This window comes from Demequina sp. NBRC 110051 (assembly GCF_002090055.1).
Taxonomy (GTDB): domain Bacteria; phylum Actinomycetota; class Actinomycetes; order Actinomycetales; family Demequinaceae; genus Demequina.
Genome location: NZ_BBRH01000012.1, coordinates 87,106 through 105,959, shown reverse-complemented (window position 1 = coordinate 105,959; position 18,854 = coordinate 87,106). Strand labels below are relative to the sequence as shown.

Sequence of the window (18,854 nt, the reverse complement as noted above, 5' to 3'; positions counted from 1 at the left end):
CCCGATGCGTGGAACCAGTCAGGCCTCGCACGACGCGGTGATTCGGGAATTCGACCCGATCGTTACTGCGGCGGGCAAGGATGGGCTCACGATTGCTGAGCACCTGTTCGTCGTAGTCGACGCGCTCGACTCGTCGGGCTCGCTGCGCCGTGCGCTCACCGACCCTGCCCGCCCCGGCAAGGACAAGGCCTCGCTGGTGAAGCAGCTGTTCGGGTCTCTCGAGCCCCGTGCGGTCGACATCGTGGCGGCCTTCGCCGAGTCCCGGTGGTCCGGCGAGGCCGACCTCGCCGAGTCCATCGAGGACGCCGGCGAGATGGCCCTGTTCGCCTACTCCGAGTCCCAGGGCACGCTGTCCTCGGTCGAAGAGGAGCTGTTCCGTGTGGAGCGACTGCTCGTCGCACACCGCGAGCTGCTCATCGCGGGCTCGAACCGCTCGGCGACCAAGGAGCAGCGTTTGCAGCTGCTCGAGGACACCCTGGGCGGGAAGCTGCTGCCCACCACGCACGCGCTGCTGTCGCGTGTGGTGGGGGTGCCGCGCGGACGTCGCCTGATTCCGGCGATCAACGCGCTGCTCGAGCAGGCCGCCGAGCGTCGCGGACGCGTCGTTGCCTCCGTGACGGCCTCGGTCGAGCTCTCCGCGGCGCAGCGTGAGCGTCTCGCGGGCATCCTCGCGAAGGCGTACGGTCGCGATATCAAGATCAACGTCGCCGTGGACCCCGAGGTCCTGGGCGGCATCCGAGTTCAGGTCGGGTCAGAGGTGGTCGACGGCACCATCCTCAGCAAGCTCGACGACGCACGACGACGACTCGTCGGCTAGCACAGACGACCACCGCCTCCCCGGCGGTAGTGACAGGAGAAAAGACATGGCTGAGTTGACGATCAGTCCGGAGGAGATCCGGAGTGCGCTCGACAGCTACGTGAAGTCGTACGAGCCGTCCGGCGTCGTGCGCGAAGAGGTCGGCCGCGTGACGCTGGCCGCCGACGGCATCGCGAACGTCGAGGGCCTCCCCGGCTGCATGGCGAACGAGCTGCTGCGCTTCGAAGACGGCACCCTGGGCCTCGCCCTGAACCTCGACGTGCGCGAGATCGGTGTCGTGGTGCTCGGTGAGTTCACCGGCATCGAGGAGGGCCAGGAGGTCCACCGCACCGGAGAGGTCCTGTCGGTCGCCGTCGGCGACGGCTACCTCGGCCGCGTCGTGGACCCGCTGGGTAACCCCATCGACGGCCTGGGTGAGATCGAGACCGTGGGCCGCCGCGCCCTCGAGCTTCAGGCGCCCGGCGTCATGGACCGCAAGTCCGTGCACGAGCCCCTGCAGACCGGCCTCAAGTCGATCGACGCGATGATCCCGATCGGTCGCGGCCAGCGCCAGCTGATCATCGGTGACCGCCAGACCGGTAAGACCGCGATCGCGATCGACACGATCATCAACCAGAAGGCCAACTGGGACTCGGGCGACCCGACCAAGCAGGTGCGCTGCATCTACGTGGCCATCGGTCAGAAGGGCTCGACCATCGCCTCCGTGCGCGGCGCCCTCGAGGAGGCCGGCGCTCTCGAGTACACGACGATCGTCGCCGCCCCCGCCTCGGACCCCGCGGGCTTCAAGTACCTCGCCCCGTATACCGGCTCGGCCATCGGCCAGCACTGGATGTACGACGGCAAGCACGTCCTCATCGTCTTCGACGACCTGTCCAAGCAGGCCGAGGCCTACCGTGCCGTGTCGCTGCTGCTGCGCCGCCCGCCGGGCCGCGAGGCCTACCCCGGCGACGTGTTCTACCTGCACTCCCGCCTGCTCGAGCGTTGCGCGAAGCTGTCGGACGACATGGGCGCGGGCTCGATGACCGGTCTGCCCGTCATCGAGACCAAGGCCAACGACGTCTCGGCGTACATCCCGACCAACGTCATCTCGATCACGGACGGCCAGATCTTCCTGCAGTCCGACCTGTTCAACGCCAACCAGCGCCCCGCCATCGACGTCGGTATCTCGGTGTCCCGCGTGGGTGGTTCGGCGCAGGTCAAGGCGATGAAGAAGGTCTCGGGAACGCTCAAGATCGACCTCGCCCAGTACCGCTCGCTCGAGGCCTTCGCGATGTTCGCGTCCGACCTCGACGCCGCGTCGCGCCAGCAGCTGACGCGTGGTGCTCGCCTCATGGAGCTGCTCAAGCAGGCCCAGTACACCCCGTACCCGGTGGAGGAGCAGGTCGTCTCGATCTGGGCCGGCACCAAGGGCAAGCTCGACAAGATCCCCGTGGCGGACGTGCTGCGCTTCGAGCGCGAGATGATCGACCACCTGCGTCGCGGCACCTCGGTGCTGTCCGACATCGCCTCGACCGGCCAGCTCTCCGACGAGAACGAGGAGACCCTGCACTCCGAGGTCGACTCGTTCGTCTCGACGTTCCTCGAGTCCGAGGGCACCGAGCTCACCACCTCCGCCTCGATCGAGGGCGGCGGCGAGGCTCAGGTCGAGCAGGAGCAGATCGTCGCAAAGAAGAAGAAGTAGCCGATGGGTGGACAGCAGCGCGTCTACCGGCAGCGGATCCGGTCGACACAGTCGCTGAAGAAGATCTTCCGTGCGATGGAGCTCATTGCGGCTTCACGCATCGGCAAGGCTCGCGACCGTGTGACCGCCGCCGCCCCGTACTCGCGTGCCATTACACGGGCCATCAGCGCCGTGGCGACCCACTCGAGCGTCGATCACCCGCTCACCTCCGAGCGCACGGACACCAACCGGGTGGCCGTGCTCGTCATCACCGCCGACCGCGGTATGGCGGGCGCGTACTCGGCCAACGTCCTGCGTGAGGGGGAGCGCCTCGCCGAGCGTCTGCGCGGCGAGGGCAAGGAGATCGTGCCGTTCGCGGTCGGTCGCCGTGGCGTGGGCTACTTCAAGTTCCGTAAGCGCGAGCTCGCGGGCGAGTGGCAGGGAGAGTCGGATGCCCCGACCCTCGCCACCGCCCAGGAGATCGCGCGGGCCTTGTACGGAGCCTTCACGGCATCGGCCGACGAGGGTGGTGTGAGCGAGCTTCACATCGTCTACACGCACTTCTCGTCCATGGTGTCGCAGGAGCCCCGCGTCATCCGTCTGCTGCCCATCGAGCTCGTCTCGGGCGTCGCGGAGCGGGACGAGGACGTGGAGCCGCTTTACGAGTTCGAGCCCAATGCCGAAGAGGTGCTCGATGCTCTGCTGCCGCGCTACATCGAGTCCCGCATCCACGCGTGCATGCTCCAGGGCGCCGCATCCGAGTTGGCCAACCGCCAGCGCGCGATGCACACCGCCGTGGAGAACGCGGAAGACATCGTGAAGCAGTACACCCGGCTCGCCAACTCGGCGCGCCAGGCCGAGATTACCCAGGAAATCAGCGAGATCGTCTCGGGCGCCGATGCGCTCGCGGCCTCGTGACCGGAAGGCATATCCATGACCCCCACCGCTAAGACCGACGCCCCGGCGTCGCAGGAGGCCGCGAACACGCCCGTCATCGGTCGCGTTGCGCGCGTCATCGGCCCCGTCGTCGACATCGAGTTCCCCGCGGACGCGATCCCCGACGTCTACAACGCCCTCACCGTCGACATCGACCTGTCGGCACAGGGTGAGGACGAGGGCGTGCTGCACATGACCCTCGAAGTCGCCCAGCACCTCGGCGACAACATGATCCGCGCGATCGCGTTGAAGCCGACCGACGGCCTGGTCCGCGGCGCAGAGGTGACCGACACCGGCTCGCCGATCTCCGTGCCCGTGGGCGACGTCACCAAGGGCCACGTGTTCAACGTGACCGGCGAGGTCCTCAACGCGAAGGAGGGCGAGACGGTCGAGATCACCGAGCGTTGGCCCATCCACCGCAAGCCCCCGGCCTTTGACCAGCTCGAGTCGAAGACGCAGATGTTCGAGACCGGCATCAAGTCGATCGACCTCCTCACGCCGTACGTGCAGGGTGGAAAGATCGGCCTGTTCGGTGGTGCGGGCGTCGGTAAGACTGTCCTCATCCAGGAGATGATCTACCGCGTGGCGAACAACCACGACGGTGTGTCGGTGTTCGCCGGTGTCGGTGAGCGCACCCGTGAGGGCAACGACCTCATCGAGGAGATGACCGAGTCGGGCGTCATCAACCAGACCGCCCTGGTCTTCGGCCAGATGGACGAGCCGCCGGGCACGCGTCTGCGCGTCGCCCTGTCGGCCCTCACGATGGCGGAGTACTTCCGCGACGTGCAGGCGCAGGACGTGCTGCTGTTCATCGACAACATCTTCCGCTTCACCCAGGCCGGTTCCGAGGTGTCGACCCTGCTGGGCCGCATGCCTTCGGCCGTGGGCTACCAGCCCAACCTGGCGGACGAGATGGGTCAGCTGCAGGAGCGCATCACCTCGACGCGTGGTCACTCGATCACGTCGCTGCAGGCGATCTACGTTCCCGCGGATGACTACACCGACCCGGCGCCCGCGACCACGTTCGCGCACCTCGACGCCACGACCGAGCTGTCGCGTGAGATCGCGTCGCGCGGTCTGTACCCGGCGATCGACCCGCTGACCTCGTCCTCGCGTATCCTCGACCCCCGCTACGTGGGTGCCGAGCACTATTCGGTGGCGTCGGACGTCAAGGCGATCCTGCAGCGCAACAAGGAGCTCCAGGACATCATCGCGATCCTCGGTGTCGACGAACTGTCCGAAGAGGACAAGATCATCGTCGCCCGTGCGCGCAAGATCCAGCAGTTCCTATCGCAGAACACCTACATGGCGACCCAGTTCACCGGTGTGGCCGGCTCGACCGTGCCGCTGACGGAGACGATCGAGGCCTTCGGTGGCATCGTGGCCGGTAAGTACGACCACATCGCCGAGCAGGCGTTCTTCAACATTGGTGGTCTCGAGGACCTCGACAAGGCCTGGAACCGCATTCAGAAGGAGATCGGCTGATTATGGCCGATGCGCTGACCGTCGACATCGTCGCGCCGGACCACGTCATGTGGTCCGGTACGGCGAGCCGCGTCATCGCGCCGTCCGTCGAGGGTGAGATCGGACTGCTCGCGAACCACGAGCCGATCCTGTCCATCCTCAAGGCTGGCACGATCCGCGTGACCTCCGAGAACGAGAAGCACGAGTTCCCCGTCACCGGTGGCTTCGTGTCGTTCGACCACAACACGATCACGATTGTTGCTGACCCTGTGGTGGCTGACGAGGACTGATCCTGTTCCCTTGTGAAAGGCCGCCCGGGAATGCCGGGCGGCCTTTTGCATGCCCTTTGCGGTGCGCCTCTGGCGGGCTGAGGTCAGTGCTCTAGCGCCTATCCTGGTGGGCGTGAGAGTCGTGATCGCCCGCTGCGCCGCCCGCTACTCAGGAAGGCTCAGCGCCCACCTGCCGTTGGCGACGAGGGCCATCATGCTCAAGGCCGACGGCTCGGTGCTGCTCCACTCGGACGGCGGGTCGTACAAACCGCTGAACTGGATGAGCCCGCCGTGCACCACGCGCGAGGTCGCGCCCTCGGACGCCCAGGTCGAGGCCGGCGTCGCTGAGGTGTGGACCGTCCAGCACGATAAGACGGACGACCGCCTCGAGATCGAGATCTACGAGCTGCTGTCGGACACCGAGCACGAACTCGGCACCGATCCCGGCCTCATCAAGGACGGGGTCGAGGCTCACCTGCAGGAGCTGCTCGCGGAGCAGATCGCGCTGCTGGGCGACGGCCACACGCTTGTCAGGCGCGAGTACATGACGGCCATCGGCCCGGTCGACATCTTGGCGAAGTCGCCCTCGGGCGGCTCGGTGGCGGTCGAGATCAAGCGCCGCGGCGAGATCGACGGTGTGGAGCAGCTCACGCGCTACCTCGAGCTGATGAATCGCGACCCGCTGCTGAGCCCCGTGGAGGGCGTGTTCGCCGCGCAGGAGATCAAGCCCCAGGCGCGCGTCCTCGCGACCGATCGCGGCATCCGCTGCCTGATCCTCGACTACGACGCCATGCGCGGCGCCGAGGACCCCACCACGCGCCTGTTTTAGTCGTTCCCGCGCACCTCGTCCAGCCAGTCGAGGACTCGGGGGATCTGTTCGTCCCATGCCGGCCAGTCGTGCGCGCCGGGGGACTCCGAGTACTCGAGCCCCAGCCCGGACTCCTCGCACGCCCGCGCAAACGTGCGGCTCTCCTCCAGCAGGAAGTCCTCCGTACCGCACCAGGCCCACAGGCGCGGCACGTCCGTGGGGGAGGCCGCGCGCGCGAGCGCGACGACGTCCTCACCCGCCTCCCGTGCCGTCTCGGGCGAGCCGAAGGTGCGTCGCCACTCCTCGGGCGCCAGGTTGGGCTTGGCGGTGACGTCCAGGCCGCCCGAAAGGCTCGCGGCGGCCGCGTAGCGCTCTGGACGGGTGAGCGCGGCCTTCATCGCGCCGTATCCGCCCATGGACAGGCCCGCAATGAAGGTGTCCTCGCGCCGGGTCGACAGGGGGAAGAAGGCCCGCATCGCTCGCGGGAGCTCGTCGACCAGGAAGTCGCGATAGCGGTAGCCATCGTCCTGGTTCGCGTAGTACGACCGGTGCACGGCGGGCATCACCACCGCGAGGCGTCGGTGCGCCACGTACCTCTCGAGAGACGTGAACCGGGTCCACGACGAGTCGTCCTGAGACAGCCCATGCAGCAGGTACAGCACCGGCAGGGGAGCGCCGTCGGCGGGAGCCGCGGGCGCGCCCGCCTCGGTCGCGGGCTCGGGCAGGATGACCGTCGCGGTCGTCGACAGCCCGAGGGTGTCGGAAAAGTATCGGCAGGTGAGCAGCGCCATTGGTGACCTCCTGGCGGCAGTCTGCCAGGCGCATCGGCCATCCGAAAGGTACGGAGGGCGGGCCACGGTGCGAACGGCCGATGCGACGGCCGGGTCCGTCGCTCACCTCGCCTCCGGCGCGCGCTGCCCACAGCATCGGCCCTACCGACTGGTAGAAAATAGCGAAACGTTTCGTTACACTGGCTGGCATGACAACGACGCCAGCTGCTTTCCCCGACGGCTTCCTGCTGGGAGCCGCGACCGCCTCCTACCAGATCGAGGGCGGCGCCCATGAGGGCGGCCGCGGCCGTTCGATCTGGGACACCTTCTGCGCCACCCCCGACAAGGTCGTGGGCGGCGACAACGGTGACGTGGCCTGTGACCACTTCCACCGCTGGGAAGAGGACATCGACATGATGGCCGAGCTGGGGCTCGAGGCCTACCGCTTCTCGATTGCCTGGCCTCGCGTGCAGCCGGGTGGCACCGGCGAGTTCAATGCCGAGGGCATCGCGTTCTACCGCGGCATCGTGGACCGCCTCAAGGGCAAGGGCATCACGCCGCTGATCACGCTGTACCACTGGGACCTGCCGCAGGAGCTCGAGGACAACGGTGGCTGGCTCAGCCGCGACACCGTCGACGCATTCGTGCCGTACGCCGTGCGGATGGTCGAGGAGTTCGGCGCGGACGTCGAGATGTGGACCACCTTCAACGAGCCGTGGGTGAGCTCCTTCGTGGGATACGGCGCGGGCGCACACGCCCCCGGTCACGCCGACGACGTCGAGGCCCTCACGGCGGCGCACCACCTGAACCTGGCACACGCCCGTGCCTACGACGCGATGAAGGCCGTCAACGCCGACATCCAGATCGGCCTGGTCAACAACTGCCACACGCCGCGCCCGTGGGACCCGTCCAACCCCAAGGACCTCGCGGCCGCCGCGCACATCGACGCCCTGGCCAACACGTTCTTCCACGAGCCTTTCATCCACGGCACCTACCCCGCGGTGCTGAAGCCCAACACGGCGCACCTCACCGACTGGGGTTTCGTCCATGACGGTGACCTCGACGAGATGAAGGGCCGCATCGACTGGTTCGGCGTCAACTACTACGCGTCTCACCTGGTGCGCCACAACGCTCACAAGGCCGCCGCGCAGTCCGAGCTCGCGACCCTCGCGGACGGCCACAAGGCGGGCGCCAACTCGCCGTGGCCCGGCGACGAGGAGATCGAGTTCATGCCGCTCACCGGCAAGCACACCGCCATGGGCTGGAACGTCGACCCCTCCGCGCTGCACGCCCACCTGCTGAAGACCTACCGCGAGACCGGCAAGCCGCTGTACGTCACCGAGAACGGCTCCGCATGGGACGACGTCGTGGACGCCGACGGTCGCGTGCGTGACACCGACCGCGTGGAGTACTTCGAGGGCCACCTGCGCGCCGTCCTGGACGCCGTCGCCGAGGGTGCCGACGTCCGCGGCTACATGGCGTGGTCGCTCATGGATAACTTCGAGTGGGCGCAGGGTTACGCCAAGCGCTTTGGGATCGTGCGCGTGGACTACGACACCCTCGAGCGCCGCTGGAAGGACTCGGCGTACTACTACCGCGAGGTGCTGCGACGCCGTGAGGTCATCCCCGCCGCGGAGGCGGACGCGCTCGCCGAGACCCCGCCGCGTCACTTCTAGGGAGCCGCCCTCACAGTGGGGGCATAGATCGCGAACCGACGGGCCTGACTGCAGATTTCTGCACTCAGGCCCGTCGTTCTGTGAACTGACGGGCTGGGCTGTCGCAGGAAGACGGGCCGGGAGCACGCGTCGGCACCGGCACGTGAGCCGCGCACCATGCCGCCCGTAGACTGGCCGCATGCCGAAGTCCCGTCGCTCGCGCAAGCGCCCGTACGGGCAGCCGCACGAGGAACTGGACGTCGAGAGGCTCTCGGGAAGCATGGGGGGCCGGCGCGAGAGCGGCCCCGGTGGCGAGGAATACCTCGTCGCGACGCCGCGTCCCAGCGAGAAGACCTACACGTGCCCCGGCTGCTCCCAGGAGATCGACGGACAGACCGTGCACGTGGTCGCGTGGCCCGCGGACGGACTCTTCGGACCAGAGGCCGCCGCGGCCCAGCGCCGCCATTGGCACACCCACTGTTGGAATACCTTCGGGAGGACACGTGGCTGAGGACGCCATGGAAGAGATCCGCGCCATGACGGTGCTGCCGGCCGAGCGCGAGGACATCACCCTGACCACCGAGGACGGACTCACGCTCGTGGGCGAGCTCGCGTTGCCCACCGATGGCCGCCCGCCCGTCGCGACCCTCATCACGCTGCACCCGCTGCCCACCCACGGCGGCTTCATGGACTCCCACGTGTACCGCAAGGCCGCATGGCGACTGCCGCACCTCGCGGACATCGCCGTGCTGCGCTTCAACACGCGCGGCACCCACTCGCCGCGCGGCACGTCCGAGGGCGAGTTTGGCGAGGGCGTCACCGAGGCCGCCGACCTGCGCGCGGCCGTCGCGTTCGCCGTCGAGCGAGGGCTCCCACGCCGCTGGCTCGTGGGCTGGTCGTTCGGCACCGAGCTCGCGCTCATGCACGGCGCCGACCAGGATGTCGAGGGCGCGATCCTGCTCAGCCCCCCGCTGCACCGCGCCAAGCCCGAGGACCTCGAGCGCTGGGCCGCCACCGGCCGCCCCGTCACGGCCCTGGTGCCCGAACTCGACGACTTCCTCCAGCCAGACGAGGCCCGCGAGCGGTTCGCTCCGCTCACACAACTCGACCTTGTCGCGGTCGACGGCGCGAAACACCTGTGGGTCGGGGAGAAGTACGTCAGACTGGTGCTCGACGCCATCGTCGACCGTGTCGCCCCTGGTGTCGCGCCGCTGCCCACCGCCGTCCCGAACGAGGTGCTCGCATGACCGGAACGCCCATCGTCCTCCTCAACGCCTTCCCCGTCGACCGCGCGCAGTGGGAGGGGCTCCTTTCGGTGCTCGGCTCCGACGTGCGCGGCGACGTGATCACGTTCGACATGCCCGGCATCGGCGAGATGCCGCTGCCCGACGACGAGCCCGGGCTCGAGCTCATCGCCGATGCCGCCGTGCTCGCGATGCGAGAGGCCACCGGCGAGGACAAGGCCCACTGGATCGGCTGCTCGATGGGCGGCTACGTGGCGATGGCGGTCGCCGAACGGCATCCCGATGCCGTGGCCGGCTTGGGTCTCATCGCCACCAAGGCGGTGGCGGACACCGAGGAGGCGGCTGCCAAGCGCCGGTCGCTGGCCGATGCCGTGGAGAACCGCGACGGCGCTGAAGACCCTGCCGCGATGGCCGAGCCGCTGATTGGCACCGAGGGCCCCCGGCGCGAGGAGCTCGTCGAGTGGGTGACCCGCAACATCGCCCGCCACCACGGCGAGGGGATCGCGTGGGGCCAGCGAGCCATGGCCGAGCGTCCCGACCGCACCGAGGTGCTGCGCTCCGTTGACGGCCCGTCCGTGGTGATCGCGGGGGAGAAGGACGCGGTGGTGCCGCGCGAGGCGATCGATGCGATGGCCGATGCTCTCGGCGTCGAGCCCGTGGTCATCCCCGGCGTGGGCCACCTCGCGGCCTTCGAGGATCCCGCCGCCGTGGCGCGGGCATTGGCCCCGTTGCTCAAGTAACGGTTAGCGCCAGGAGTTGCCCGCGTCCAGGCGTTGCTGGAGTGCCTGGGCCATGGGCATCGACTCGCCGTCGCGCCCGCCCTTGCCGAGCTCAAGCGGCGGCTCGGCCGGCGGCACGCTCACACCCGTGAGCCGGCCCCGCAGGCTCGCGGGCACGGACAGCACGTAGAACTCGCCGTCCGTACCGACCCCCACCGAATGGTCGCGCCGGAGGTACCAGCCCGTCACGTCGGTGCGGTAGCGCGAGCGACCGTCGTACGAGCGCGCCGTGAGCCGCTCGGACACGATTCCGGCGGCCGCGGCATCGGCCGCGAACTGGCGCACCAAGGTGGCCGCCTGCGCGACCTCGGCGAGCCGACGGCGCTCGAGGGCGTTGGCCTGCGCCAGGCGCCTCGCCGTGTCCTCGTCGCGGTTGCCGTCCATCGCCGTCAGTCCGTGAGCAGTCAGCCGAGCGCGGCCTAGTTGCCCGCCTCGGCAGCCTCGTGCTCCTGGCGCAGGGCCGATGCCTTGGCCAGGCCCGCGATCGGGTCCGCACCCAGGAGGTTGCGCAGCTCGTCGAGATAGCCGGTGATGGACTCACGCTGGCGGTTCAGCTCGTCGACCTCGCGCTGCGCCATGGTGCGCTCGCGCTCGGCGTCGGAGACGGCCTCGGAGATGATCGCCTCGGCGTGCTCGCGTGCCTCGGAGACGATCTCGTCGGCGTTGTTGCGCGAGTTGGTGAGCAGGGTCTGCGCGTGGACCTCGGCGTCGCGTCGGGTGACCTCGGCGCGCTCAAGGGCGCTGGACAGGCGCTCCTCGGCCTCGTCGGCGCGCACACGCGCGTCCTCGACCATCGCGGCGGTCTCGGCCTTCGCCTCCTCGTGACGCGCGGTGAGGTCCTTCTCGGCCGCCTCGCGGCGCTGCGCGATCTCGATTTGCAGGTCCTCGCGGGCGCGGCGGGCCTCCTCGCGGGCGGCGTCGGCGTCCGCGGCGCCCTCGGCGCGTGCCTGGTCGGCGTCGCGCTGGGCGATGCCCATGACGTGCTTGGCCTCCTGCTGCGCCGCGGTGAGGCGCTCCTCGGCCTCGTCGCTCGCCGCCTGCACGGTGCGAGCCGCATCCCTGTCGGCACCCTCGCGGGTCGACAGCGCGTACGCGTCGGCCTCGCGGCGCGTGGTCTCGGCGTACGCGTCCGTGTCGGTGCGTGTGGTGGCCGCGTAGTCGTCGGCCTCCCGGCGAGCCGTGGCGGCGTCGTCGTCCGCGGACGTGCGCGTGGCGGCGTCGTACTCGTCGGCGGCCCGGCGCGTGGCCTGGTCGTACAGGTCGGCGTCCTTGCGCACCTGTCGGCTCGCGGTTTCCGCAGCGGACTTGGTGGCGTCCGCGTAGTCCTCGGCGCCCTTGCGCGTCGCGGCGTCGTACTCGTCGGCGGCGCCGCGGGTGTCCGCGTCGTAGGTGTCCGCCTCGGCCCGGGTCTGGCTGCTGTAGTCGTCAGCGGCGGCGCGGGTCTCGGCGCTGTACGCGTCGGCGGCACCGTGGGTCGCGTGGCGGTACTCGTCGGCCTCGCGGCGCGTGGTCTCCGAGTAGGCGTCGGCCTCGCCCTGCACGCGCTCGCGGTAGCCGTCAGCCTCCGCGGTCGTGGCCGTCCGGTAGTCGTCTGCGTCGGCGCGCGTGGCGGCGTCGTACTCGTCCGCGGCTGCGCGCGTGTCCTCGGAGTACGTGTCAGCCTCGGCACGCGTGCGCCGGCCGTAGCGGTCGGCGTCGGACTGGGTAGCCTCGCGGTAGGCGTCCGCTTCGGACTGTGTCGCCTCGCGGTACGCGTCGGCGTCGGCGCGCGTGGCGTCGGAGTAGGCGTCGGCATTGGTGCGGGTCTCGAGCGCGTAGCTGTCAGCATCGGCGGTGGTGACCGTGCGGTAGTCGTCCGCCTCGGCGCGGGTGACGTTGCGGTACTCGTCGGCCTCCGAGCGGACGGTCTCGAGGTGTGCCTCGGCGTCGGCTCGCGTCGCCTCGTCGTAGGCATCGGCGGCCTCGCGCACGTCGCGTGCGTCCTCGTCCGCCTCGGCCCTGGTGGTCGCGGCGTAGTCATCCGCCGCGGTGCGCGTGGCGCGGTCGTACTCGTCGGCACCCGCCTCGACCTCGGCACGGTGCGCGGCCGCGGCCGCGGTCACCTCGTCCAGGTGCGCCTGCGCGTCGGCGCGCACCTGGGCGGCGTCGCCCTCGGCGCTCTCACGCGTCGCGGAGTCGTAGGCATCGGCGTCCGCGTGGGTCGAGGCGGAGTACTGGTCGGCCTCGTCGCGAGTGGCACGGCTGTAGGCGTCGGCCTCGTCGCGCGTGCCGGTCGCGTACAGCTCGGCGTCGGCGCGCATGGCCTCGTCGTACTCATCCGTGTCGGCGCGCAGCGACGCGACCTCGGCGGCAACGGTCGCGCGCAGGTCCCTGGCATCGGTATCGGCCGATGCACGGGTCGCCTCGGCCTCCCGGTTCGCCTGCGTGAGGAACGAGTGGGCCTCGTTGCGAAGGTTGGCGGCGTCGGCCTCGGCGGTCGCACGGATGTCGGACGCCTCGGCATCGGCCGCCGCCTTCGCGTCGCGGGCCTCGCCCTCGAGACGCTTGGCCTCGGCGCGCGCGTCGGCGAGTTCCTGCTCGGCCTCGGCGAGCACACGGTCCGCCTCGGCCGTCGCGTTGGCGATGGCCTCCTCGGCCTCGGAGCGCGCGGACTCCAGGAGTTCGTCGGCCTCGCGCTGGGCGGCGACACGGATCTCGGTGGCTTCGCGCTCGGCCGTCGCGCGCAGCGCGTGCGCCTCGCGGTCGGCGCCGGCCTTGAGCTCGGCGACCTCGGCGTCGATGCCGGCCTTCACGCGCTCGGCGTCGCGGCGAGCCTTCTCGACCGTCTCGGCGGCGGCGCGCTGCGCGGCCTCCTTGACCCCGGTGGCCTCGTGCTCGGAGGCGGCGCGGATCTCCTCGGCCTCGCGACGGCTCTGCGCGAGAATCTCGGCGACCTCGTTGTCGGCACGCGCGCGCAGCTGCTGTGCGGACACCTGGGCGCGAGCCACGGTGTCCTGGGCGTGCGTGTTGGCGCGCGCCACCACGTCGGAGGACTGTTCCTCGGCTGAGCGCAGCAGCTGCTCCACGCGAGCACCGAGGCCCTTGTAGGTGGGCTGCTCGGACTCGCGCAGGCTCTTCTGGGCCTCGTCGAGCGACGACCGGGTCGCGTCCGCGTCCTGGCGCGCCTGCTCGGCGGCCTCGCGCGCCTCCTTGACCGCATCCTCGAGTCGCGCCACATGGGCGGCGACGGCCTCGCGGTCGTAGCCACGCATGGCAACGGGGAACGGAAGGTTGTCCTCTGGCATTGTCACTCCTTGGGCGCGGCCGTCGTGGATGGCGTGCGCAGTCCGCTCCAGGGTAATGGGCGCGGCGTGAGGCACAAAGCCGCGAACTGGGACGTTGGACCCTCTGTCTCCTAGAGTGGACGGGAAAGAAGGAGGACCAACGTGACTGTGAGGACGACCGCGCTGATCGCGGGCGTGATCGGAGTGCTGCTGTTAGCAGCGGGTCTGATCGCCGATGCGCAGCGGCCGCCGCGCGATGTCATCGCCGAGGCGACGCTCAGCACCTCCGTGCTGGTGTATGAGCCCGAGATGATCGCCTTTGCCGCCGATAGCACCATGGGCATCGAGGGCGAGGGTGACCTTGTCGCCGTGACCGCCCGCCCCGCCGACGCCGACGCGTGGCTTGCGGAGCACGAGGCGACCGAGGTGACGGGCCTGCCCGAGTGGGAGGTGCTGGCGACCGAGGCCTACGAACCCCAAACGGCCGCGAGCGCGAGCCCGTCGCCGTCGGCATCGGCCTCCGAAGAGCCCTCGGACGAGCCGTCCGAGGAAGCCTCGGCAGAGGCGAGCCCGTCGGCATCGGCCTCACCCAGCGCCGAGCCTGAGGTCGACCTCCTCACCGACACGTCGTCCGACCACTGGCGTGAGCAGTGGGAGGGCACCGACCGTCTCGAGATCCTTGCGTCCGACGTTCCCGCCGGCGAGGTCCTCGTGGTCATGGACCGTAGCGGTGAGGCGCTCGCGAGCACCGACGTGGGTTTTGTGCGCGAGGTCAACGACGGCTGGATCACTCCGCTGATCTGGTGGGGCATCGTCCTCACTGCCGTGGGCGTCATCGCGCTGATTCTGCGTTTCGTCGACCTGCGCCCGCTGCAGGCGAAGTACGAGGAGTGGATCGCTCGTCGCCAGCGCACCGGCGAGGACGAGGACGACGCCCGCCCGGGCTCGCGCCGAGCCCGCCGCGCCGCAGGCGAGCACCTTCCCGAGGCGAGCCTCGACGAGGAGCCGGCCACGGCATCGGCCGCCCCCACCCCCGACCCCCACGACGAGGAGGGCCGCGCATGAACCGCGTGATCACCGCCGGCGCCGTGGCGACGGCGTCTGGGCTCATCCTGACCGGCTGTGTCGCGGACGTGCCTGCGCCCGTGATGTCCGCGCCCCCCATGGCCGAGACCGCCGCGCTGCTGGACCCGCAGTCGACCGCGATCATCGACGCCACGATGGACGAGCTTGCCGCCGCCGACGCGGACAAGGACGCCGACCTGCTGACCGATCGTGTGGGCGGCGACGCCGTCACCATTCGCGAGGCGCAGTACACCCGCGCCGACGGCGACGACGAGACGCCCGTGGCCCTGCCCAGCGGTCAGCAGGCCGTGTATTCCTCTGCCGCCGAGACATGGCCGCGCACGCTCGCGACCGTCTCGGAGCAGGCCTCCGAGGACGAGACCCCCGTGATGTACCTGTGGGTGCAGGACTCGATCGACGAGGACTACCAGCTGCGCGGCTGGGCCCACATGATCCCCGGCGCGACCGTGCCGGCCATGCCGGGCACCACCACGGGGGCCGAGCAGCTGACCCTCGAGGACGCGTCGCTCGACCCCACGGCGCAGTCCGTGCTCGACGACTACCTCAGCCTGCTGCGTGAGGGGACGGACTCCGAGCTGAATGATGCCTTCGGTGCCGACTCCTACCGCGAGCAGCTCTTCACCGCGCGGGACACGCTCACCGATGCGGCCGAGGAGCAGGACGGCGAGTACGTCGACACCATCCAGTCCGTGACGGACGACACATACGTGATGGGCACGGCCGACGGCGGTGCGTTGGTGTTCGCGCCCCTCGAGATCACCTCGTCCTTCACGGTCGAGGACGCGACCGTGTCGATCTCCGAGGCCGATGAGCCCCTGCTGGACGGCGAACTCGACGACAAGGTCACGCACCACTACCTTGACATGATCGTGCTATCGATTCCCGGGCCCGATGCCGAGGGACAGCCCACGGTCGTCGCGGCCGACCACAACCTGATCAAGGTCTCCGAGAGCTAGGAAGTGATGACTCAGAACCCCGAGGTGCCGCTGCGCGGCGCCCCCGACCTGTCCCAGTTCGCTCAGCCCGCCCCCGCCGCGCCCGCAGAGAGTGCGGGGGCCTCCGGCGGCGGTGCTGCCGCGCTGCCCGCACCGGTGGACGTCACCGAGGCCAACCTCAACGACCTCGCGCAGCAGTCCACCGAGGTGCCGGTCGTCATCGTGTTCCTGTCGTCGGCGTCGCCCGCGTCTCGCGAGCTGGTCGAGCGGGTGCGCACCGTCGCAGGCTCGTACCAGGGCCGCTTTGTGGTGGGCCGATGCGACATCGACATTCAGGGAGGCATCGCCCAGGCGCTGCAGATCACCGCGGTGCCCACCGTTGTCGCGCTCATCGCTGGCCGTCCCGCGCCCCTGTTCCAGGGCAACGCCGAGGATGCGCAGATCAAGGACGTGCTCGACCAAGTGCTCCAGGTGGCTGCGCAGCATGGCGTGACCGGCACCATCGGTGCCACCGCGCCCACCGCGGAGCCCGAGCCCGAGCCGCTGCCCCCGCTGCACCAGGAGGCCTACGACGCGATCGAGCGCGAGGACTTCGAGGCGGCGATCGCGGCCTACGACCAGGCGCTGCGCGAGAACCCCAAGGACCACGAGGCGAAGGCCGGGCGCGCCCAGGTCGCGCTCATGCACCGTACGCGCACGGCGGATCTTGCCGCGGTACGCAAGGCCGCAGCCGATGCCCCCGCGGACGTCGACGCGCAGATGGCCGTCGCGGACATGGACGTCATGGGCGGACAGGTCGAGGACGCGTTCCGCCGCCTCCTCGACGCCGTGCGCGGCTCCGCAGGGGACGAGCGCGAAAAGGTGCGCCTGCGCCTCATCGAGCTGTTCGATGTGGTGGGCCCCACCGACCCCCGCGTGGGCGAGGCGCGCCGAGCGCTGTCGGCGGCGCTCTTCTAGACGGAGCCCCTGCCCCGCGCCGGGTCAGTCCCGGTGCGGGCGCAGGAACACGGCGCCGAAGGCAGGCAGGCGGACGATCGCGCTGTGGTCCTGCGACCCCGCCGCGATCGCCTCGGCCTCAACCCGGCCAAGGTTGCCCACGCCGGAGCCGCCGTACAGCTCGGAGTCGGTGTTGAGCACCTCATCCCAGGTGCCCCCCGCGGGCAGCCCCAGGCGATAGCCCTCGTGGGCGCTGCCCGAGAAGTTGATGACGACGGCCACGGGCTCGCCGCGGGAGTCCCAGCGCAGGAACGACAGCGTGTTGCGGTCGGCATCGTCGGCATCGATCCAGGTGAAGCCCTGCGGATCGGTGTCGCGCTCCCACAGGGCGGGCGTGGCGCGGTACAACGCATTGAGGTCGCGTACGAGGTCCTGGACGCCCTGGTGCAGCGGGTCGTCGAGGTGCCACCAGTCCAGCGACCGGCCCTCGGACCACTCGGACTCCTGGCCAATCTCCGAGCCCATGAAGATGAGCTGCTTGCCGGGGTGGGCCCACTGGTAGGCGAGCAGGGCGCGCACGCCCGCGAGCTTCTGCCAGTGGTCGCCGGGCATGCGCTGCACGAGCGAGCCCTTGCCGTGGACCACCTCGTCATGGCTGATGGGCAGCATGAACTGCTCCGAGAACGCGTACATGAGCGAGAACGTCACGGTGTGGTGGTGGTAGTGCCGGTTGAAAGGCTCTTCCTTGAGGTAGCGCAGGGTGTCGTTCATCCACCCCATGTTCCACTTGAGGCCAAAGCCCAGGCCGCCGCCGTTGGTGGGGGCGGTGACGCCCGGCCACGCGGTGGACTCCTCGGCGATCATCACGATGCCCGGGCTCGTCCGGTAGGCCGTCGCGTTGGCCTCCTGGAGGAACGCGATCGCGTCGAGGTTCTCGCGCCCGCCATGGATGTTGGGACGCCACTGACCCGCACGACGCGAGTAGTCCAGATAGAGCATCGACGCCACGGCGTCCACACGCAGGCCGTCGGCGTGGAACTCCTGGAGCCAGTACACGGCGTTGGCGACGAGGAAGTTGCGCACCTCGGGGCGGCCGAAGTCGAACACGAACGTGCCCCAGTCGGGCTGCTCGCCGCGAAGCGGATCGGGGTGCTCGTACAGCGGCGTGCCGTCAAAGCGGCCCAGCGCCCACTCGTCCTTCGGGAAGTGGCCGGGCACCCAGTCGAGGATGACGCCCACTCCCGCGCGGTGGAGCGTGTCGATGAGGTGGCGCAGCTCGTCGGGGGAACCAAAGCGGGAGGTGGGCGCGTAGTACGACGTCACCTGGTAGCCCCACGAGCCGCCGAAGGGGTGCTCCATGACGGGCATCAGCTCGACGTGGGTGAAGCCCAGCCGCGTCACGTACTCGACCAGCTGGTCGGCGAGCTCGCGGTAGCCCAGGCCCTGGCGCCACGAGCCCAGGTGCACCTCGTACACGCTCATGGGCGCGCGGTGGGCCTCGGACTGAGCGCGGCGCGTCAGCCAGTCGTCGTCGCTCCACGTGTACGAGGACTCGGCGACGATGGACGCGGTCTGCGGCGGCACCTCGGTGGCGCGGGCCATGGGGTCGGCCTTCTGGCGCCAGGTGCCGTCCTTACCCAGAATCTCGAACTTGTAGGCGGTGCCCGCGCCGATGCCGGGGATGAACAGTTCCCACACGCCGGACGAGCCCAGCGACCGCATGGCGTGAGCGGTGCCGTTCCAGTAGTTGAAGTCGCCCACGATGCGCACGGCCCGCGCGTTGGGGGCCCACACCGCGAAGGAGACGCCCTCGACGTCGCCTAGGACGGACGGGAAGCGGCGCACGTTGGCGCCCAGGACGTCCCACAGGCGCTCGTGGCGCCCCTCACGAATGAGGTGCAGGTCCAGCTCGCCGAGCATGGGCAGGAATCGGTAGGGGTCGTCCTGCGTGAGGGTGGTGTCCTCGTAGGTGACGTGCACGCGGTAGTCGGGTGCCTCGTCGCCGGGCACCTCGGTGCGCCACACGCCGTCGGCCTCGTGGATGGCTTCGAACGTCCCGTCGAGCGTCTCGATGCTGACCGAGCGTGCCAGCGGGCGCAGCACACGGATCGACACGCCCGCATCGTGCACGTGCGGCCCCAGCACCGCATGGGGCTCGTGATGCGTGCCTCCCGCGATCTCCTTGAGCACCACCGCGTCGATGTTGCGATCAGCCACGGTTCACCGCCTTCC

General features: G+C 70.0%; 17 protein-coding genes. 13 read left to right on the top strand and 4 right to left on the bottom strand.

The features are described 5' to 3' along the window. Positions 1-4: 4 nt before the first annotated feature. The 6 genes from B7K20_RS07055 to nucS all read left to right on the top strand — a co-directional run bounded on the left by B7K20_RS07055 (position 5) and on the right by nucS (position 5,975). On the top strand, positions 5-817 hold the full coding sequence (locus B7K20_RS07055) for a F0F1 ATP synthase subunit delta (RefSeq protein WP_084101821.1): 813 nt from the start codon (positions 5-7) through the stop codon (positions 815-817). 46 nt (positions 818-863) lie between these two features. Then, positions 864-2,498 (top strand): F0F1 ATP synthase subunit alpha, encoded by a 1,635-nt coding sequence (gene atpA, locus B7K20_RS07050; RefSeq protein ID WP_084101820.1) that lies wholly within the window; start codon positions 864-866, stop codon positions 2,496-2,498. A 3-nt stretch (positions 2,499-2,501) separates the two neighbouring features. Then, positions 2,502-3,395: a F0F1 ATP synthase subunit gamma gene (locus B7K20_RS07045; protein ID WP_084101819.1), complete on the top strand. Its 894-nt coding sequence runs from the start codon at positions 2,502-2,504 to the stop codon at positions 3,393-3,395. A gap of 15 nt (positions 3,396-3,410) precedes the next feature. Next, a complete protein-coding gene (gene atpD / locus B7K20_RS07040) occupies positions 3,411-4,898 on the top strand; it encodes a F0F1 ATP synthase subunit beta (protein ID WP_084101818.1) in 1,488 nt (495 codons plus the stop codon). A gap of 2 nt (positions 4,899-4,900) precedes the next feature. Next, positions 4,901-5,167: a F0F1 ATP synthase subunit epsilon gene (locus tag B7K20_RS07035; protein WP_084101817.1), complete on the top strand. Its 267-nt coding sequence runs from the start codon at positions 4,901-4,903 to the stop codon at positions 5,165-5,167. Between the two features lie 112 nt (positions 5,168-5,279). Beyond that, a complete protein-coding gene (gene nucS / locus B7K20_RS07030; RefSeq protein ID WP_084101902.1) occupies positions 5,280-5,975 on the top strand; it encodes an endonuclease NucS in 696 nt (231 codons plus the stop codon). On the opposite strand, the gene B7K20_RS07025 is transcribed toward nucS, so the two are convergent. Further along, entirely contained in the window at positions 5,972-6,745 is a 774-nt protein-coding gene (locus tag B7K20_RS07025) for an alpha/beta hydrolase family protein (RefSeq protein ID WP_084101816.1), read from the bottom strand. The two genes, nucS and B7K20_RS07025, sit on opposite strands and share 4 nt — an antisense overlap. A gap of 188 nt (positions 6,746-6,933) precedes the next feature. Between B7K20_RS07025 and B7K20_RS07020 the strand changes: the two genes are divergently transcribed. The 4 genes from B7K20_RS07020 to B7K20_RS07005 all read left to right on the top strand — a co-directional run bounded on the left by B7K20_RS07020 (position 6,934) and on the right by B7K20_RS07005 (position 10,363). Further along, positions 6,934-8,400, top strand: coding sequence for a glycoside hydrolase family 1 protein (locus B7K20_RS07020; RefSeq protein WP_084101815.1), 1,467 nt, complete (start codon positions 6,934-6,936; stop codon positions 8,398-8,400). A 178-nt stretch (positions 8,401-8,578) separates the two neighbouring features. Beyond that, positions 8,579-8,890, top strand: coding sequence for a hypothetical protein (locus B7K20_RS07015; RefSeq protein WP_084101814.1), 312 nt, complete (start codon positions 8,579-8,581; stop codon positions 8,888-8,890). A gap of 7 nt (positions 8,891-8,897) precedes the next feature. Next, positions 8,898-9,626: an alpha/beta hydrolase gene (locus B7K20_RS07010; protein WP_084101901.1), complete on the top strand. Its 729-nt coding sequence runs from the start codon at positions 8,898-8,900 to the stop codon at positions 9,624-9,626. Continuing rightward, on the top strand, positions 9,623-10,363 hold the full coding sequence (locus tag B7K20_RS07005; protein WP_084101813.1) for an alpha/beta fold hydrolase: 741 nt from the start codon (positions 9,623-9,625) through the stop codon (positions 10,361-10,363). The genes B7K20_RS07010 and B7K20_RS07005 overlap by 4 nt, the downstream gene beginning before the upstream one ends. 3 nt (positions 10,364-10,366) lie before the next feature. On the opposite strand, the gene B7K20_RS07000 is transcribed toward B7K20_RS07005, so the two are convergent. After that, positions 10,367-10,786 (bottom strand): hypothetical protein, encoded by a 420-nt coding sequence (locus B7K20_RS07000; RefSeq protein ID WP_084101812.1) that lies wholly within the window; start codon positions 10,784-10,786, stop codon positions 10,367-10,369. A 35-nt stretch (positions 10,787-10,821) separates the two neighbouring features. Next, on the bottom strand, positions 10,822-13,686 hold the full coding sequence (locus B7K20_RS06995) for a hypothetical protein (RefSeq protein ID WP_144018581.1): 2,865 nt from the start codon (positions 13,684-13,686) through the stop codon (positions 10,822-10,824). A 141-nt stretch (positions 13,687-13,827) separates the two neighbouring features. Between B7K20_RS06995 and B7K20_RS06990 the strand changes: the two genes are divergently transcribed. Genes B7K20_RS06990 through B7K20_RS06980 form a run of 3 tightly spaced genes read left to right on the top strand, consistent with a single transcriptional unit; the run spans position 13,828 to position 16,643 of the window. Beyond that, positions 13,828-14,730, top strand: coding sequence for a hypothetical protein (locus B7K20_RS06990; RefSeq protein ID WP_084101810.1), 903 nt, complete (start codon positions 13,828-13,830; stop codon positions 14,728-14,730). Further along, positions 14,727-15,707: a hypothetical protein gene (locus tag B7K20_RS06985; RefSeq protein WP_084101809.1), complete on the top strand. Its 981-nt coding sequence runs from the start codon at positions 14,727-14,729 to the stop codon at positions 15,705-15,707. Before B7K20_RS06990 ends, B7K20_RS06985 begins: the two co-directional genes overlap by 4 nt. A gap of 6 nt (positions 15,708-15,713) precedes the next feature. Continuing rightward, a complete protein-coding gene (locus B7K20_RS06980; protein ID WP_084101808.1) occupies positions 15,714-16,643 on the top strand; it encodes a tetratricopeptide repeat protein in 930 nt (309 codons plus the stop codon). 24 nt (positions 16,644-16,667) lie between these two features. On the opposite strand, the gene glgB is transcribed toward B7K20_RS06980, so the two are convergent. Continuing rightward, positions 16,668-18,839, bottom strand: a complete 2,172-nt coding sequence (gene glgB / locus B7K20_RS06975; RefSeq protein WP_084101807.1) for a 1,4-alpha-glucan branching protein GlgB — start codon at positions 18,837-18,839, stop codon at positions 16,668-16,670. Positions 18,840-18,854: the final 15 nt, after the last annotated feature.

Coding starts and splice junctions, on each gene's coding strand:
- B7K20_RS07055 (WP_084101821.1), top strand. CDS start 5: ATGCGTGGAACCAGTCAGGCCTCGCACGACGCGGTGATTCGGGAATTC.
- atpA (WP_084101820.1), top strand. CDS start 864: ATGGCTGAGTTGACGATCAGTCCGGAGGAGATCCGGAGTGCGCTCGAC.
- B7K20_RS07045 (WP_084101819.1), top strand. CDS start 2,502: ATGGGTGGACAGCAGCGCGTCTACCGGCAGCGGATCCGGTCGACACAG.
- atpD (WP_084101818.1), top strand. CDS start 3,411: ATGACCCCCACCGCTAAGACCGACGCCCCGGCGTCGCAGGAGGCCGCG.
- B7K20_RS07035 (WP_084101817.1), top strand. CDS start 4,901: ATGGCCGATGCGCTGACCGTCGACATCGTCGCGCCGGACCACGTCATG.
- B7K20_RS07025 (WP_084101816.1), bottom strand. CDS start 6,745: ATGGCGCTGCTCACCTGCCGATACTTTTCCGACACCCTCGGGCTGTCG.
- B7K20_RS07020 (WP_084101815.1), top strand. CDS start 6,934: ATGACAACGACGCCAGCTGCTTTCCCCGACGGCTTCCTGCTGGGAGCC.
- B7K20_RS07015 (WP_084101814.1), top strand. CDS start 8,579: ATGCCGAAGTCCCGTCGCTCGCGCAAGCGCCCGTACGGGCAGCCGCAC.
- B7K20_RS07010 (WP_084101901.1), top strand. CDS start 8,898: ATGGAAGAGATCCGCGCCATGACGGTGCTGCCGGCCGAGCGCGAGGAC.
- B7K20_RS07005 (WP_084101813.1), top strand. CDS start 9,623: ATGACCGGAACGCCCATCGTCCTCCTCAACGCCTTCCCCGTCGACCGC.
- B7K20_RS07000 (WP_084101812.1), bottom strand. CDS start 10,786: ATGGACGGCAACCGCGACGAGGACACGGCGAGGCGCCTGGCGCAGGCC.
- B7K20_RS06995 (WP_144018581.1), bottom strand. CDS start 13,686: ATGCCAGAGGACAACCTTCCGTTCCCCGTTGCCATGCGTGGCTACGAC.
- B7K20_RS06985 (WP_084101809.1), top strand. CDS start 14,727: ATGAACCGCGTGATCACCGCCGGCGCCGTGGCGACGGCGTCTGGGCTC.
- B7K20_RS06980 (WP_084101808.1), top strand. CDS start 15,714: ATGACTCAGAACCCCGAGGTGCCGCTGCGCGGCGCCCCCGACCTGTCC.